Here is a 17,272-nt window from a genome sequence, read left to right on the forward strand (position 1 = left end):
GAGACTTCCTCTTGCATCGCCGCGCCGATGTGTTAGTATGAAACCTCTCATTTTTGCGAATAAATTGCATCGGCTGCACCCGAGGAGTCGTCCATGCCCAGACCATTGACTCGAACCGTCGTCGCGCTTGCCCTCCTGGCGGCCTCCTCAGCCGCCCACGCAGACGGCGGCCCTGCGGCAGGCGGTCTCGCCGAGGGCTCGGTCACCTATAGCGCAATCGCTCCCAACTCCATCACCAACAGCAAGATCGTGGACGGCGCCGTCACCGACGCCAAGCTCGGCTTCGGCGCCGTCACCACTCCGAAAATCGCCGACGGCGCCGTGACCGACGGCAAGATACGCGGCCCCATCGCCGGCTGGAAAATCGGGCCGCACGGCCATGACGCAACGGACATCGTCCAGGGAACCATCGATGCCGCGCGGCTTCCGGTGGGAACCGGGCCGGGCACCGTTGCCGCCGGCGACCACACCCACGAGTTCTTGCCGAAAAAACCGGCCACCCTGGTCGTGGTAGCCCCCACGGGCGGCGACTACGCCAGTCCCATTGACGCGCTCAATGCCATTACCGATGCGTCCGCTGAGAAGCCCTATCTGGTGAAGATCATGCCGGGGGTCTACGACCTGGGGATCGCCACCATGGTCATGAAAGAGTATGTGGACGTGGAGGGTTCCGGCGAGTTCGCCACCCGGCTCAGGGGAAGCGCCGCCGACGCCGGCGTGGTGGCCGGCGCATCCCGGGCCGAACTGCGCGGCCTATCCATCGATGCGACCGGTACCGAGGGGAATATCGTGGGCATCTTCAACGGCAGCAGCGCACCCCGGATCAGAAACGTGAGCGTCACCGTGCAGGGGGGGAAGGGGACCTTCGGCATCTACAACCTGATGGCGGAACCGCTTCTCGACTCGGTAACCGTAACGGCCCACGGGGGCGACGCGGGCTTCGGGATCTTCAACATCCACTCCTCCCCCGTGATCAGGAACGCCGCCATCTCTGCCGGCAACGGCGTGTACACCACGTCCTCCGGCAGCGCCACCGTGGAGGGGTCGGTCATCACCGCCACCCTCTTTTCCATCTTCAACGACACCGCCACCACCACCCGCGTCGCAAACACCCGGCTGGCGGGTGGGAGGATCGCCAACAGCGGCATCATGAAGTGCGCCGGGGTCTATGACGCGGAATTCGACCCGGTCCAGTGCCGCTAGTGTTTCGAGTGGCCCGTTCCCGGGACTAGCCGATCGAAACACTGGACGACATGCTTTCGAAACAGGGCACCACGAAAAACGGGGCGCCGGAATGCTGAATTCCGACGCCCCGTTCCCGTTTACCCCCTCCCCGGCTCAACCGGATCAGTACCGCATCCTCACCCGGTAGACGAGCTTTGTCTCCCCATCCTTCGGTACCGGCACCAGGAACTCGGCGGCCCGGGCATCCCCGCCGGCCGGCGTGAGCGACGAGGAGAGAATCCGCCAGTCCCCCGGCACCGGTTCCACCACCCGAACGGTGATATCCTCGGCCTTGTGGTTGCGCAGCGTGACCTCAAAGGCAGCCTCATAGGTGTCGGACGCCGTCTTGCGCCATTCGGTCTGGCGCCGCTCAGCCACCACGTCGAAGGCGTCGCCCAGTTTCACCCGCACCGTTTCCTTCTCGGGGGTGTGGTCGATGCTGTCCTCGCCCACGAACTGAAGGCTCCCGTCCCCATCACGCTTGTAGACCCGCACCACCCCACGGGGGAGCGGCATGCCGAGCCCGCTTTCCCGCCGGTTGCCGAACTCGGTGTAGACCGCCACCTTTTCCTTCCGGGGCTCGCCGGCCGGGCCGTGGAAAAAGTAGCTTTCGCCCCGCAGGAGGAATTCCTTGCGGACCGGAATCCCCGCAGCCGTGACGAGGCTGATCTGCTTGGTCTGGTTGTCCTTGATGGTGGAAGGGCGCTGGAGGGTGTAGAGATGGTATTCGAAGAAACTCTCCTCCCGGAAGGCGGGTGCGGCGGCCATGGCCTCGGCCCGCATCATCTTGGCACGCCCTTCGTCCTCCCGCACCCGGTTGATGTCGCCGGCCACGAGCTTCAGGGCGGCATTCCGGTAGGTGGCGCCGCTGCGGTTGTCAATGGTGACCCAGCCGGCCAGATCGGCCCGGTCGTCCTTCTCGGCCAGGGTCACCACGTAATCGGCCCGCCAGGTGATGCCGTTGGTCAGGTAGGTGGCCTCCACCTGCCGCGCCGCCTCCCGGCCGCTCTCCAGGAGCCAGACCAGGGTAGGCCGGGCAATGAGATCGTCGGGAACGCCGGGAAAGATGATTCGCCCCGGGTGGCCAAAAGTAATCTCGTCGCCGATCCGGAAGACCGGCCCCCCCGTGGTGGAGAGAAGCGTGGCCGCGACCACTTCTTCCCGCTCGGTGGTGGGATTCTTCTGGTAGAGCTTCACCTCCCGCCCCACATATTTGTCCATGAGCTTCTGGGGGGACAGGAGATCATACTCGTAGTTCTGCTCCAGGACCCGGATTCCGTCGCCCTCAGGCGAAGCCATGGAAACGCTGGAGGGAATCACCTGAGCAGCCACGTCCATGAAGCGGAGCTCGCCACTCCCCTTGGGGAGACTGATCTCGCGCCGATCCTTCACGAGGCCCAGGTTCTGGTTGTAGATGGTGAGAGAAACTCCGCGCTGGTCGGCTTCGGTGGAAACGACGGGAGCGGCGGCGCACGGAACGGCAAGGGAAAGGGCCGCGAACAGAACGGCAATACGGAGTGGTTTCATGATATACCTCACCCGGTGAACTGGCGGCAGGGCCGCACCTGGAGGTATACCACAAAAAAAGGCGCCCGTCAGGGCGCCTGGTGGCATGCGAGTCGTAGTGCCGGGTTACCGGATCTTGACGGAGGTGATGACCACAGGCGTCACCGGTATGTTGGCGAAGAGCATGTTGAGACGCTGGGTGGGGGTGGCGGCAATCTTGTCCACCACATCCATCCCCTCAACCACCTTGCCGAACACCGCGTAGCCGTAGCCGTCGGGGCGGGGACGGTTCAGGTTTTCGTTGTTCACCAGGTTGATGAAGAACTGGGCCGTGGCGCTGTCGGGGCTGGCGGTGCGGGCCATGGCAATGGTACCCCGGTCGTTCTTGAGGCCGTTGTCCGCCTCGTTCTTGATCGACGCCCTGGTCTCCTTCTGTTTCCGGTCGGTGGTGAAGCCGCCTCCCTGGATCATGAAGCCGGGGATGACCCGGTGGAAGATGGTGCCATCGTAGAAGCCGCTCTTGACGTAGTCGAGAAAGTTCTTCACCGTAGCCGGCGCCTTGTCCGGGTAGAGCTCCACGGCGATCTTGCCGAGGCTCGTCTCCATAACCACCACGGGATTGGCGGCCTTGGCCGCCTTGTCGGCGGCATCGGCGTTGCCGGCCAGGAGCAGTGCGCCGAACAGCCCGCTCATGAGCAGGGCGATGATCAGTCTCTTGAACATGTACAACCTCCGGGAAACCTAAAGACGGTGTGCTGCAAACGAATTATTATATAGGCACTTCCCCGGGAAAGGTCAAGCCTTCCGCATGACCAGGGTGACGTAATCCTCCATGATCCGCAGGTCGGCCTGGACGCACCCCAGGTTGGCAAACCGCCGCTGCACGTCAAACTTGTCCTGGAGCGGAATCCCGGAGAGGAGCAGCCAGCCGCCGGAGCGGACGCGCGCCACCATCTCTCCGGCCAGGGCCAGATGGATATCGGCGTAAATATTTGCCATCAGCAGGTCGTAACGTCCCCGCCCCACGGAGGCCAGCTCACCGCAGACCGTGAAGACCCGGTCGGCCACGCCGTTAAGCCGCACGTTGGCAGCGCAGGATGCAGCTGCCTTGGGATCGATGTCCACCGCCACCACCGAGGCCGCGCCGAGCCGCACCGCCGCGATGGCGAGGATGCCGGTGCCGCTCCCCAGATCGAGCCCGCGCATGCCGGCCAGGCCGGGTATCCGCTCCAGTTCTTCCAGGCACGAGGCGGTGGTTTCATGTTCACCGGAGCCGAAGGCCCCTTTTTTCCCCATGATGAGGGGGATGTACTCCCCCAGAGGCAGGGGTGCGTCCTCCGGCACGATGATGAATCCCCCGACCGCGAAGGGGTTGAAGATACGACCAATCATGGCTCAGTGCTCCGTTGATGAAGTGGTCCCAACCATACTCCATTTCGACCGTCGGTGGAACAAACAAATGGTTGACTTGACGAGGGGATGTGCGGAAAATGTCGGGTTACCGGCCCCATGGCCGCAACCATACCGACATTGCAGGAGGATTTGATTCCGTGCAGATAACATTCGGCACCGACGGCTGGCGGGGGATCATTGCCCGGGAGTTTACCTTCGACAATCTCTCCCGGGTGGCCCAAGCCACCATGGATTACCTGAAACGGGAAGGGCTCGCGGCGCGCGGGCTCGTCGTGGGGTATGATCGCCGCTTCCTCTCCCGGGACTTCGCCGACCGGGTGGCGGAGATTGCCGCCGGCAACGGCATCCGGGTCTGGCTGACCGACGGTCCGGCGCCCACTCCGGCCATTTCCTGGGCCGTCCACGAGATGAAGGCTGGCGCCGGCGTCATGATTACCGCCAGCCACAATCCTCCCGCCTATAACGGGTTCAAGGTCAAGGAGTCCTTCGGCGGCTCGGCCCGCCCCGCCACCACCAGGGTTCTGGAGGAGATGACCGCCGCCAACACCGCTGCCGGCCGGGCCATTGAGGAACGTCCCCTGGCGGCGGCGCTGGCCGATGGCACCGTAACCATCTTCGACCCACGCGAGGGATATTGCCGTCAGCTCGCCCGTTACGTGGACCTGGACCTCATCCGCCGGGCAGCCATCCCCCTGGCAGTGGACCCGATGCACGGGGCCGGGGCAGGGATCATTCCGGAACTCGTGCCCGGCGCCCTGGAGATCCACGGGGATGAGAACCCCGGATTCAGGGGAGTCCCCCCCGAGCCCACCGAAGAGCACCTGCAGGAGCTGGCTGAGCTCGTGCGGGACGGCGTCTGCCGGGTGGGACTGGCCCTTGACGGCGACGCGGACCGGATCGGCGCCGTGGACGAAAACGGCGAGTTTTTCTCCTCCCACCGGATCTTCACCGTGATCCTGCGGCACCTGGTGGAGCGCAAGGGCCTCACCGGCGGGGTGGTCAAGACGGTCTCCACCACACGGATGATCGATCTGCTGGCGCAGAAGTACGGGCTTCCCCTCCACGAAACCCCTATCGGCTTCAAGCATATCTGCGAGCTGATGCTCGAGCACGACATCCTCATGGGTGGCGAGGAGTCGGGGGGGCTCGGGGTAAAGGGACACATCCCCGAGCGGGACGGGGTCCTCATGGGGCTCCTGCTCCTGGAAGCCATGGCCATGAGCGGCAAGGGGCTCCGCCGGTTGCTGGACGAAACCATGGACGAAATCGGCGTCTTCCACTACCAGCGGCTCGATCTCCCCATCGAGGACGCCCCCAAGGCAGCCCTCATTACCCGGCTGCGGGAGGAGCGGATCGACGCCATTGCGGGGCGGCCGGTGGCCGGCACCAATTTCCGCGACGGCTTCAAATTCATGTTCGAAGATGGCTCCTGGCTCCTGATTCGCCCGTCAGGGACCGAACCGGTGCTGCGCCTCTACAGCGAGGCCGGCACGCCCGGGACCGTTGGGGAACTACTGGCGGCCGGCCGGGAAATCGCAGGGGTCTGACCGGAGAGGGCAGTGGCCGCTTGACCCCTGCCATCCTTGCATCTACAATCGTTGTAACGTGGCAACATCCTGAATTTCTGGCAGAAAGCGGTGCACTATGATCAAGGCATACCTTCGCGCGGAAGACACCTTCAGACCGGTGGCAGTGGAGTCCGATGAACTGGCGGAACTGGACACCGATACCCTCGTCTGGCTCGACCTCATGTCCCCCACGACCGAGGAGCTGGCCACGGTTGAGCGTTGCCTCAAGCTGGAACTGCCGACGCGGCAGGAGTCGGAGGAGATCGAGTTCAGCTCCCGCTACTGGGAGGACGAAACCGGCATCGACATCAACACCTACTTCCTCGTGAAGCAGGATGACAAATACCATAACGAAACCGTTTCGTTCATCCTGAAGCGGCACTTCATCGTCACCATCCGATTCAGCGACCACCGCATCTTCACCGAGTTCTCCCGCCGTCTCCGGCTCAATCCGCGCGCCTTCCGGGACGGGGCCGACATCCTCAACGGGATTCTCGCCATGCGGGTCGACATGGACGCCGACATCCTTGAGGCCCTGTCCAAGTCCATTGCCAGCATCGGCCGGAAAGAGCCCCAGTCCTTCGACAATCCGACCACGTTCCTCGAATACATCACCGACTACGAGGACATCAACATCACCATCCGCGAAAACCTCACGGACAAGCACCGGGTGCTCTCGTCGCTCCTGAAGAGCACCATGATCAGCGAGCCCCTAAAGAAAGAATTCAGCATGATGATGAAGGACGTGAACTCCCTCATCATCTCCGCCAACTTCAACTTCGAGCGGCTCGACTACCTGCAGAACCTCTTCCTGAACCACATGAGCGTGGAGCAGAACAAGGTCATCAAGATCTTCACCGTCATGTCGGTCATCTTCCTGCCCCCCACCATGATCGCCAGCATCTACGGCATGAACTACAAGCACATGCCCGAGCTGGAGTGGGTGTTCGGCTATCCCTTCGCCCTGAGCCTCATCGTCCTCTCAGCGGTATTGCCCCTCTACATCTTCAAGAAAAAAGGGTGGCTGTAGCATGCCGCGCAAGGCACAGGCAGCCGGGGCCGGCGCCCCGGAACCGACGGGCGCGCGCCCCCCGGAGACGAGCCTTGCCTCGCCCGAGCTCTACCTGAACCGGGAACTCACCTGGCTCGAGTTCAACCGGCGTGTCCTCCACGAAGCCGAGGACACCCGCACCCCTTTGCTGGAGCGGGTCAAGTTCACGGCCATCGTGAGCTCGAACCTGGACGAGTTTTTCATGAAACGCATCGGCGGCCTCAAGCAGCAGGTCGGGGCCGGGTTGCAGCACCCCACCGTGGACGGCCGCACCCCCCGTCAGCAGATTGCCGAATGCTACGCCGTGGTGCGGGATCTGGCCGAACGCAAGCGGCGGGTGTTCGGGGAGCTTCTGGGGCTCCTGCGGGACGCGGGCATCCGGATTCTCGGCTACAGCGAGCTGAGCGAGAAAGAGCGCAAGGGGCTGCGGCAGCACTACCAGCGCAATATCTACCCCCTGGTGACCCCCCAGTCCATCGATCCGGCCCACCCGTTCCCCTTCATCTCCAACCTCTCCCTCAATCTCCTGGTGACCTTGCGCTATCCGCGAGAGCGCGAGACGTCCCTGGCCCGGGTGAAGGTGCCGGTGGGGGCGGGCATCCCGCGCTTCATCCGCGTGGGCGACGACGACCGGTTCGTCCCCCTGGAAGAGGTGATGCGCCACAACCTGGACATGCTCTTTCCGGAGATGGAGGTGACGGCGTGCGAGCTCTTCCGGGTGACCCGCAACGCAAACACTGAACGTAACGAAGAACAGGCGGACGACCTGCTGTCCCTGATCGAGTCGGAGTTGCAGGACCGCCGGTTTGCCCCCATCGTCAGGCTGGAGGTGGGAGCGGACATGGATCCGGTCCACCGGGGGATGCTGGCCGCAGAGCTGGAGCTGACCGAAGCCGACGATGTCTTCGATGTCGAGGGGATGCTGGCCTTTCGCGACCTCTTCGAGATCGCCGCCCTCGGCTACCCGGAACTGCGCGATCCTCCCCACCATCCCGTCGACCACCCCCGGCTCATGACCGACCGGAACATTTTCCACGTGCTCCGCGACGCCGGGGCCATCCTCCTGCAGCACCCCTACGACTCCTTTGCCACGTCGGTGGAGCGCTTTCTCATGGAGGCAAGCGAGGACCCGAAGGTACGCGCCATCAAGATGACCCTCTACCGGACCGCCTCGGACAGCCGGATCATCGACTGCCTGGTGAACGCGGCCAACAACGGCAAGCAGGTGGCCGTGGCGGTGGAGCTCAAGGCCCGCTTCGACGAGGCGGCCAACATCAGGCTGGCGGAGCGGATGGAGGAGGCGGGAATCCATGTCACCTACGGCGTGGTGGGACTCAAGACCCACTGCAAGGTGATCCTGGTGGTACGGCAGGACTACAACGGACTGCGGCGCTACGTCCACATCGGAACCGGCAACTACCATCCCGGAACGGCCCGGGTCTACTCCGACCTGGGGCTGCTCACCAGCGACGAGACCATCGGCCAGGACGCCACCGAGCTTTTCAACTACCTCACCACCGGCTATACCCCGCGGCGCAACTACCGGAAACTGCTGCCCGCTCCGAAGCACCTGAAGCGGGCGCTGCTGGCCAGGATCGAGCGTGAAGCGGAACTTCACTCGGAAAAGAGCCCGGGGCTCATCCAATTCAAGATGAACGCCCTGGAAGACGCCGATATCGTTGCAGCCCTCTACCGGGCAGCACGGCAGGGAGTGCGGATCGATCTCATTATCCGCGACAGTTGCCGCCTCCGGCCGGGCGTACCGGGGCTCTCGGAATCGGTGCGGGTGGTGAGCGTGGTGGGGAGATTCCTGGAACACGCCCGGATCTACTACTTCCGCAACGGCGGCGACGAGGAGTACTTCATCGGTTCCGCAGACGCCATGAAGCGCAATCTGGAGTACCGGGTCGAAGTCCTGGCACCGGTGGAAACGCCGGAACTGCGGAAGGAAATCCGAACCATGATCGACGTGCAACTGGGAGACCGGCGAAGCGCCTGGGACATGCGGCCCGACGGCAGCTACCTGCAACGGACGCCGGGCGAAGGGGACGATCTCCGGGGAACTCACGAAATTCTCGTGGACCTGGCTGAAAAGCGCCGCAAGGCCGGGGCTCGCCTGAAAAAGAAAAAGGCCCGGGGAGTCATTCGTCGCCCTGTCCGGTAGTACGTCGAGTCCACGTTGCTGCTTGATCTTTCCGTAGTACCGCAGGGGCTCCGTCCGAGCCCCGCCCGCTCCTCCCGCAACGGCACTCCCCTATCCCGCCGGTCCGTCCTGTATTAATCTTCGTCCGCAACAATGCGCCGGACCCCGGCATGGTGTTGCCTCAGGCCATGCTCCGCCGGGGACCTCATCCAGGCCGCACATCCGATCGCGGTCGGCGTACTGCGGGCTACAGCTTCACGTCCCGCCAGACCTGCACCACCGTGCCGATGATCCGGGTGTCGGGATCGGGATGGAACGGGGAATAGGCGGCATTGTCGGGGGAGAACAGCAGCTCGCCGGCCTTGAGGCGATAGCGGCGGAGAATGGCCTCTCCCCACCGGTTGGTAACGAGCACGATCTCGCCCGGCGCTGCCGGCCGTGCCGGGTCGAAGATAACCATATCGCCGTCGCGGATTGTGGGAGCCATGAAATCCCCGTAGGCGAGCACCGCATAACAACCCAGCGGCATCCCGGGGAAGACAATCCGCCCCTGAACCACATCGTCCGGAATATCCTCGGGAAATCCCTGGGGAACGCTCTCCAGCAGCGGAGTCCCCTCGCCCGCCCCCTCGCCCGCGCCGTCAGGGGGGGCGTTCATGGCGCCCTTTCCCTGGAGAAGCCAGGTCACGTTGACTCCGTAAGTCCGGCAGAGCGCAATGACGAGCGTGTCTGAAGGAACCTTCCTCCCCCGTTCGATACTGCTCAGGAACCCCTGGACAATGCCGAGGGAGTCGGCGAACGCCTTCTGGGTCATTCCCCTTGCCTGACGAAGTTTCCTGATTCGCCCTCCCAGGGGCGACTCTGCCCCGTTTCGCGCACTTTCCATGACATTATCTCCCTGATATACCAGCGGCGGGCTTTATCCACGTTACGCATTACTGACAGATAAAGTATTGCAAGTCAATATCCCATCTCTTCGGGGCTGCACCATTGTCGGGGAGCAGCGCGAAAGCCCCTCAGCAATCCGATTATGTGGTATAGTGGGGACTTGCGTCCGGGGCCTCCGGCGCCACCATGCATCACTCACGGGAGCACCATGGCACACGACACCATCATCGTCAAAGGCGCGTGCGAACATAACCTCAAGTGTATCGACGTGGAGATCCCCCGGGACAAGCTCGTCGTCATCACCGGAATTTCCGGGTCGGGCAAATCGACCCTGGCCTTCGATACCATCTATGCCGAAGGGCAGCGCCGCTACGTGGAATCCCTCTCGGCCTATGCCCGCCAGTTTCTGGAGCAGATGGAGAAGCCCGACGTGGAATCCATTGAGGGGCTTTCCCCTGCCATCTCCATCGAGCAGAAGACCACCAGCCGCAACCCCCGCTCCACCGTGGGAACCGTCACCGAGATCTACGACTACCTTCGGCTCCTCTTCGCCCGCGTCGGCCACCCCCACTGCTATGAATGCGGCAAACCGATCACCTCCCAGACTGTCTCCCAGATGGTGGACCAGATCATGGCCTTGCCCGCCGGAACCAGGCTTCAGCTCCTCTCGCCCATGGTCCGGGGGCGCAAGGGGGAGTACCGCAAGGAACTGGCCCAGTTGCGCAAGGACGGCTTCGCCCGGGTCATCGTGGATGGCGTGCAGCATGAACTGGCCGAGGAGATTCACCTCGACAAAAACAAGAAGCACGATATCGACATCGTGGTGGATCGACTCATTATCAAGGAGGGAATCGAGCGGCGCCTGGCCGACTCCCTTGAGACGGCCCTGAACCACGCGGAAGGGGTGGCCAAGGTCCAGGTCGTGGGTTATCCGGACAATGTAGGGGCGAATCTTGTATTCGCCCAGGAAGAAGGGCGATCACAAGGATCGCCCCTGCCGGAGACCTTTCTCTTTTCAGAGCAATTGGCTTGCATCGACTGCGGCATCTCCTACCCCGAGATGACCCCCCGGATGTTCTCCTTCAACAACCCCTACGGCGCCTGCCCCGACTGCACCGGTCTCGGCACGCGGATGTACTTCGACGAGGAACTGGTTGTGCCGAACCCGGAGCTCTCCATCCGCGAAGGGGCCATCGCCCCCTGGGAGAAACGACTCTCGGCCTGGTACCACATGACTCTGGACGCCCTGGCCAAGGCCTTTGACTTCGACATCCGGACCCCCTTCAAGGAGCTTTCCCCCCGGGTGCGCGAGGTGATCCTGCACGGATCCAAAGGTGAAAAAGTGGAGTTCTGGTGGGAAGAGGACGGGGGACGGCGTCACACCTACACCAAGGAATTCGAGGGGGTCATCCCCAATCTGGAGCGGCGTTACCGGGAAAGCGACTCGGAGCAGGTGCGGGAAGAGCTGGAGCGCTACATGAACGTGATGCCCTGCCCCACCTGCCAGGGGGCGCGCCTGAAGCGCGAGGCCCTTCACGTGAAGGTGGCGGAGCGAGACATCCGTCAGGTAACCGCCCTCTCAATCAAGGATGCTCTTGAGTTTTTCGCCTCCCTCACGCTCACCCCGAAAGAGGAGGAGATCGCCCGCCGCATCCTCAAGGAGATCCGCGAGCGGCTTCACTTCCTGGTCAACGTGGGACTCGACTACCTGTCCCTGGACCGGACCTCGGGCACCCTCTCCGGCGGCGAAGGGCAGCGGATCCGGCTCGCCACCCAGATCGGCTCCAGCCTCGTGGGGGTTCTCTACATCCTGGACGAGCCCTCCATCGGCCTGCACCAACGAGACAACGGCCGGCTGCTGCAGACCCTCAAGCACCTGCGCGACATCGGCAACACGGTGCTGGTAGTGGAGCACGACGAGGAAACGATCCTGGAGGCGGACCACGTGCTCGACATGGGACCCGGCGCCGGTGAGCACGGGGGCCGCGTGGTGGCCCAGGGAACCCCGGCGGAGATCATGGCGAACCCCGAGTCCCTCACGGGCCGCTACCTCTCGGGGGAACTCACCATCGCGGTACCGAAGAAGCGGCGCAAGCCCAAGCGCTTCATCACCGTGGAGGGGGCCGCGGAGAACAACCTGAAAGATGTCACCGTCGACATCCCCCTCGGTGTCATGACCTGCGTCACCGGGGTGTCCGGGTCGGGCAAATCGACCCTGGTCATCGACACCCTCTACAAGGTCCTGGGCCAGCGGCTCTACCGGAGCCGGGAGCGGGCCGGCGCGGTACGCGACATCCGGGGACTGGAGCAACTGGACAAGGTCATCAACATCGACCAGTCGCCCATCGGCCGTACGCCGCGCTCGAACCCCGCCACCTACACCGGGGTCTTCGCCGACATCCGGGACCTCTTCGCCCAGCTCCCCGAATCAAAGGTGCGGGGCTACAAGCCGGGGCGCTATTCGTTCAACGTGAAGGGGGGACGGTGCGAGGCGTGCGCCGGGGACGGGATCATCAAGATCGAAATGCACTTTCTCCCCGATGTCTACGTCCAGTGTGAGGTCTGCAAGGGAGCCCGCTATAACCGCGAGACCCTGGAGGTTATCTTCAAGGGGAAATCCATCGCGCAGGTCCTGGACATGACCGTTTCGGAGGCTCTGCGCTTCCTGGAGAACATCCCGAAGATCAAGACAAAGCTCCAGACCCTGGAGGAGGTGGGACTCGGCTACATCCGCCTGGGCCAATCGGCCACGACCCTGTCCGGCGGCGAGGCCCAGCGGGTGAAGCTGGCCAAGGAGCTGGCGCGCCGGGCCACCGGAAGAACCATCTACATCCTCGACGAGCCCACCACCGGCCTCCACTTCCACGACATCGCCAAGCTCCTGGAGGTGCTGAAAAAGCTGGTGGAGGGGGGCAACACCATCGTCATCATCGAGCACAACCTGGATGTCATCAAGACCGCCGATTACATCATCGACCTGGGCCCCGAAGGGGGCGACCGGGGCGGCGAGGTGATCGCCGCCGGCACGCCCGAGGAGGTGGCCAAGGTGACACGGTCCCACACGGGACAGTATTTAAGAAAGATGCTGTGAAGAGGCGGGATAACGGCGGGGGAAGGAGAGCTACTCCTCCCCCTCGGGGATGTCGATCGGCATTTTCTGCAGACGCTTGTAGTAGAAGTTCTGGCCGTAGAGCACGGCCACCGGGTTGTGGCCGGTGACCCGGTCCTTGCAGACGAGGGTGGTGACCGGGGCAGCGGAATGCTTGGTGAACAGCATGTCGTGGCCCACGCAGAGGCCGACGATGATGTTCATGTGGGTGCCGCAGCGGTTCAGGACCTCTGCCTGGGCAACGGGATTACAGGCGGGCTCGAAGGTGCCGGGACGGACCTTGTCGCTCTCGTCCAGGCCCAGTTCCAGCTTGTCGATGCTGCCGGCCTTGCAGCAGACGCTCACCGGCTCCAGCCCCTGGGCCTCAAGGATCGAGGCCAGCTGCCGGGTTTCATCCAGGAGCCCGATGCAGGTGGCGATGCCCACCTTGTTCCAGCCCATGAGCTTCGCCAGGGCTATGGTGTCTTCCACCCGGGTCCAGCGGGCCACCACGGCATCGCTTCCGGGCATCTTCCGGTAGCAGAGCCCTTCGACCCGGGCCGCTACCCGGGCAAGCCGGGCATCGTCGCTCTCGCCGCGGTATTCGTCAAAGCTGGAGGCCACGATGTCGCCATGGGCCGAAGACGGGCAGTCCGCAGGCCGGCCGGGCCGGTTGTCCGGGTTGCTCCAGCAGTTGGTGGTGCCGCTTTTCTGCCAGACGGCGCTGCAACGGGCACAGGATGGTGGCGTCGGCGTATCGCTCATGGTTTCTGCTCCTGGATCAGAACATAGGGACTGATGATGAGGGTGGAAAAACTGATCTCTTCATTGGCGTCCCAGGCCGAGATCTGCTCGGCCGAGGGCTTGGCCAGGAGCCCGGTCTGGATCCAATCTCCCACCACGGCGGTATCGTCGGAAGCAATGCTGGCACCCACCTCCACAAGGTCAAGCCCCCGGTTCACGACAATGAGCCCGCCCCGCTCAAGATGAGCCCGCAACCAGCTCCACTGGGCCACGTCAACCTGTACCGCCAGTTCCTCCCGAGTTATCTTCACTGCGTGCTCTCCCTCATGTTGATGTTCATTGTGCAATTGTATCAGCATATCAGGATTATCGAAAAAAACCACCCATGACCGGCAACGCCGTCACCGGTCGAACTCCGGCAGGTGACGACGGTGCTTGAGAGGAAGGTGCTGCCGTTGCAATTCAGGGTTACGACGCTCCTCGATGGCCAGCCGGTCGAAATAGCGCTGCCAGAGATCGCGAAACAGGCGCTCCCCGTCGGACAGCGGGAGTGGGCCGGTCACCTCCAGCTCCGCGTCGGTCCATGTGCGGCGGGACGGATCGAAGATGATGGCCTCGCCCCGGCGGGGATCGTGAATGATCCAGCGTTGGTCGGCGAAACGGTCGGCAAAATGGGGAGCCACCAGGGGAAGGATGCGGTGTTCCGGCTCAATGGCGGCATACCAGATATCGCCGTCCAGGTGCTGGAAACGGACAAGCCCCTTGTAGCGGTGCGCCTCGCGCCCCACGGCCCGCGCAAGCTTCCACACGGGCACGACCCGCTCATGGGCGAGCAACCCCTCGAGCTGTCGTCCCACCACAACCCCCAGTTGCAGAAAATGGAAAAGGAGCAGCTCCCGGCCCGGTTCCGCGGCATGGAAGGCAAGGCGGCACGTGTGCAGCGCACCGGCCGTAAGGGTTCGGCGTAAAAGTCCGTAGAACGCTGCGGCACGCTGCCGGTCGGTTGCCACCTCCTCGACCGCGGCGAAGAGCGCCTGCTGCTCCGGTGGTCGGTCGGTGATCGCCTCGGGCTCCACTCCCCGTTCCCGGGCCAGGGCAACGGCCGTGAGGAAGCCCGCAAAGGTGCCGTCATAACGAAGGATCACAACTCACCCGTGATGGTGGACCGGATGTCGATGCCGGTCCCACCATCGAAAAGGGACGGCTGGATCCAGCGCTCCCGCCGGGGCGTTTTTTCGGTGAGACGCAGCCGGAGGCCTGCCGCATCGGGAGTCAGATCGGCGGCGAACCGCCCTCGGGCGGTAATGAAGTAGCGGGCGCGCTTCATCACCACCCCGAGCCTGGGCAGGTCATCCAGGGACAGATGGCTGCCCCGCCGTGCCAGGACGATCCGCTGGGCCGAACGGACCCCGATTCCCGGCACCCGGAGGAGCGCCTCGTAGTCGGCCCGATTCACCTCGACGGGGAACAGGTGGAGATTCCGGAGCGCCCACCCGGCCTTGGGATCCAGCGAGGGATCCAGGTTGGGGCGCTCTTCGTCCAGCAGCTCGCCGGCGGCAAAGCCATAGTAGCGCATGAGCCAGTCGGCCTGATAGAGGCGGTGTTCCCGCGCGAGCGGTGGGGTGCCCGCCACGGCGGGAAGGCGTTCGTCCCGGTTCACGGAGATGAAGGCAGAGTAGTAGACCCGCTTCAGGGAGAGCCTTCCGTAGAGTCCTGCCGCCAGCGAAATGATCTGCAGGTCGGTCTCCCCCGATGCGCCGACGATGAGCTGGGTGCTCTGCCCGGCCGGGGCAAAGGGGGGCATCTTCCGGGAAACCTTGCGCTCTTCCCGGGTCTGGACGATCAGCTCCCCCACCCGCTTCATGGGTTCCACGATCGACTCCCTGCTTTTGTCGGGCGCCAGGAGCGCAAGGCTCTCCCGCGACGGGAGTTCCATGTTGATACTGACCCGGTCGGCATGGCGACCGAGTCGCTCCACCAGGGCGAGGTCCGCGCCGGGCACCACCTTCACGTGGATGTAGCCGTTGAAGCGGTGCTCCTCTCGCAGTTGCCGGGTCGCTTCGATGAGAAGCTCCATGGTGTAGTCGGGATTCCTGATTACCCCGGTGGAGAGGAAAAGCCCTTCGATGGCATTGCGGCGGTAAAAGCCGATGGTGAGCTCCGCCACCTCGGCGGGGGTGAGCATCACCCGCCGGATGTCGTTGGAGCGACGGTTCACGCAGTAGGCGCAGTCATAGATGCAGACGTTGGTAAGAAGGATCTTCAGGAGGGATACGCAGCGGCCGTCGGCGGTCCAGGAGTGGCAGATGCCGCACTGGGCGGCGTTTCCGATCCCGCCCTTGCCTTTGCGGGAACTGCCGCTGGAGGCACATGAAACGTCGTACTTGGCGCCGTCGGCGAGGATTTCGAGTTTTTCAGCCAGAGTTGGTTCCGCCATCGTTCCCCTCAAAAAAGGCAAGGCCCGGGCAATCTTCTCCCAGGCCTGTGACGGAATGCGTCGCACTCCTCCCGTTACAGGGAAAACTCCCGGCTCTCCCGCTCCATCTTGTCCACTACGCAGCAGATTCCCCCCTCTTTCAGCCCCGGCTTGAAACAGCCGTTGCACGAGATGCAGCGGGCCCGGCTCTCGTCGCCCTGCTGCCAGCGGAGGGGAAGATGCGGTTCGCGGATGAGGGGCCGGGAAAGGGCCACGTAGTCGGCCTCCTCCCGGCGGATAACCCCTTCCACCAACTCGAAGGAACGGAACCCTCCCACCACCATGACGGGACAGGAGACGGCGTTCTTGATCCGATAGGCGGCCGGAAGGTTGTAGGCTTCCTGCTCCCGAGTCTCAATCCCCTGGCGCACTGCGGTCCGGTCCCCCGAGGCGGGGGTTCCGCCTGAGGCCTCGATGGCGTCTATGCCTTCTTCATCAAGCATCCGGGCAACCTGAACCGCCTCGTCCAGGTCGAATCCGCCGGTCAGATTGTCGGAGCCGTTGAGCTTGACCATGACGGGGAACTCTTTTCCCACCGCCCTGCGCACGGCACGGCAGGTCTCTAGAAGGAACAGGGCTCGACTTTCCAGGTTGCCGCCGTAGTGATCGGTCCGATGGTTGGTAAGAGGAGAGAGAAACTGGTTGATCAGATAACCATGGGCTGCGTGGAGCTGGACCGCGTCGAAGCCCCATTCGCGTGCACGGCGGGCTCCGTCGGCGAACAGGCCCGCCAGCTCGGCCACTTCGGTCGTAGGTAGTTCCCGCGGTAGTTCCGGGTACTGCTCCGCCTTGATCGCCGAGGGAGCCACCGGCTGGCAGCCGGCGGCCCGGGACGACGTCTGCCCCCCGCAGTGAACCAGTTGGAGGCAGATTTTCCCCCCCTCCCGATGGACGGCGCCGGTTACCTGCCGCGCGGCGGCGGCGAAGGAATCCTCATGGGCACCCATCTGCCCGGGCAGTTGTTTTCCGTCAGGACGAACGAAGGCGTAGCCGGTGATGATGAGCCCCACCCCACCCCGGGCGAGGGAGGCATAGTAACCCGCCAACTTCTCCGTGGGACGGCCGTCCTCCCCACACATCCCCTCCCAGGTGGCGGAGCGGACCAAACGGTTGGCAAGCACCATGTGGTTGATCTTGGTCTCGTCGAACACCTTGCGCATCAGCGTTCCTC

General features: G+C 63.9%; 14 protein-coding genes. 5 read left to right on the forward strand and 9 right to left on the reverse strand.

Annotated features, from left to right (window positions below; translation table 11 throughout):
- Positions 1-93 precede the first annotated feature (93 nt).
- A complete protein-coding gene (locus AABA48_RS13995) occupies positions 94-1,203 on the forward strand; it encodes a hypothetical protein (protein ID WP_286350959.1) in 1,110 nt (369 codons plus the stop codon).
- Between the two features lie 144 nt (positions 1,204-1,347).
- Here the strand turns inward: AABA48_RS13995 and AABA48_RS14000 are convergent, their stop codons facing one another.
- The 3 genes from AABA48_RS14000 to AABA48_RS14010 form a co-directional block, all read right to left on the reverse strand.
- Positions 1,348-2,751, reverse strand: a complete 1,404-nt coding sequence (locus AABA48_RS14000; RefSeq protein WP_286350960.1) for a DUF4139 domain-containing protein — start codon at positions 2,749-2,751, stop codon at positions 1,348-1,350.
- Positions 2,752-2,856: 105 nt separating this feature from the next.
- Positions 2,857-3,453 carry a peptidylprolyl isomerase gene (locus AABA48_RS14005; protein ID WP_045667730.1) on the reverse strand — a complete coding sequence of 199 codons (597 nt, stop codon included), beginning with the start codon at positions 3,451-3,453 and terminating at the stop codon, positions 2,857-2,859.
- 72 nt (positions 3,454-3,525) lie between these two features.
- Positions 3,526-4,122, reverse strand: coding sequence for a 50S ribosomal protein L11 methyltransferase (locus AABA48_RS14010; protein WP_286350961.1), 597 nt, complete (start codon positions 4,120-4,122; stop codon positions 3,526-3,528).
- Positions 4,123-4,280: 158 nt separating this feature from the next.
- Between AABA48_RS14010 and AABA48_RS14015 the strand changes: the two genes are divergently transcribed.
- The 3 genes from AABA48_RS14015 to ppk1 all read left to right on the forward strand — a co-directional run bounded on the left by AABA48_RS14015 (position 4,281) and on the right by ppk1 (position 8,926).
- Entirely contained in the window at positions 4,281-5,690 is a 1,410-nt protein-coding gene (locus AABA48_RS14015) for a phosphoglucomutase/phosphomannomutase family protein (RefSeq protein WP_286350962.1), read from the forward strand.
- A gap of 97 nt (positions 5,691-5,787) precedes the next feature.
- Positions 5,788-6,741: a magnesium/cobalt transporter CorA gene (gene corA, locus AABA48_RS14020; RefSeq protein ID WP_010943935.1), complete on the forward strand. Its 954-nt coding sequence runs from the start codon at positions 5,788-5,790 to the stop codon at positions 6,739-6,741.
- Position 6,742: 1 nt separating this feature from the next.
- Positions 6,743-8,926: a polyphosphate kinase 1 gene (gene ppk1 / locus AABA48_RS14025; protein ID WP_286350963.1), complete on the forward strand. Its 2,184-nt coding sequence runs from the start codon at positions 6,743-6,745 to the stop codon at positions 8,924-8,926.
- 226 nt (positions 8,927-9,152) lie between these two features.
- Here the strand turns inward: ppk1 and AABA48_RS14030 are convergent, their stop codons facing one another.
- The gene (locus AABA48_RS14030) at positions 9,153-9,791 is read right to left on the reverse strand and encodes a LexA family protein (protein WP_286350964.1); all 639 of its coding nucleotides are present in this window, start codon (positions 9,789-9,791) and stop codon (positions 9,153-9,155) included.
- 210 nt (positions 9,792-10,001) lie between these two features.
- Between AABA48_RS14030 and uvrA the strand changes: the two genes are divergently transcribed.
- Positions 10,002-12,884 (forward strand): excinuclease ABC subunit UvrA, encoded by a 2,883-nt coding sequence (gene uvrA, locus AABA48_RS14035; protein WP_286350965.1) that lies wholly within the window; start codon positions 10,002-10,004, stop codon positions 12,882-12,884.
- 30 nt (positions 12,885-12,914) lie between these two features.
- Here the strand turns inward: uvrA and AABA48_RS14040 are convergent, their stop codons facing one another.
- The 5 genes from AABA48_RS14040 to AABA48_RS14060 form a co-directional block, all read right to left on the reverse strand.
- Positions 12,915-13,646, reverse strand: coding sequence for a DUF1847 domain-containing protein (locus AABA48_RS14040; RefSeq protein ID WP_286350966.1), 732 nt, complete (start codon positions 13,644-13,646; stop codon positions 12,915-12,917).
- Entirely contained in the window at positions 13,643-13,936 is a 294-nt protein-coding gene (locus tag AABA48_RS14045) for a DUF2288 domain-containing protein (RefSeq protein ID WP_286350967.1), read from the reverse strand. Before AABA48_RS14045 ends, AABA48_RS14040 begins: the two co-directional genes overlap by 4 nt.
- Positions 13,937-14,026: 90 nt before the next feature.
- Positions 14,027-14,770 (reverse strand): TIGR03915 family putative DNA repair protein, encoded by a 744-nt coding sequence (locus AABA48_RS14050; protein ID WP_286350968.1) that lies wholly within the window; start codon positions 14,768-14,770, stop codon positions 14,027-14,029.
- Complete coding sequence (locus AABA48_RS14055) at positions 14,767-16,062, reverse strand: putative DNA modification/repair radical SAM protein (protein WP_286350969.1); 1,296 nt, start codon at positions 16,060-16,062, stop codon at positions 14,767-14,769. The genes AABA48_RS14050 and AABA48_RS14055 overlap by 4 nt, the downstream gene beginning before the upstream one ends.
- Before the next feature lie 74 nt (positions 16,063-16,136).
- Positions 16,137-17,261 carry an NADH:flavin oxidoreductase gene (locus AABA48_RS14060; protein WP_286350970.1) on the reverse strand — a complete coding sequence of 375 codons (1,125 nt, stop codon included), beginning with the start codon at positions 17,259-17,261 and terminating at the stop codon, positions 16,137-16,139.
- Positions 17,262-17,272: the final 11 nt, after the last annotated feature.

The sequence above is a fragment of the Geobacter sp. 60473 genome (genome assembly GCF_036323535.1).
Classification (GTDB): domain Bacteria; phylum Desulfobacterota; class Desulfuromonadia; order Geobacterales; family Geobacteraceae; genus Geobacter; species Geobacter sulfurreducens.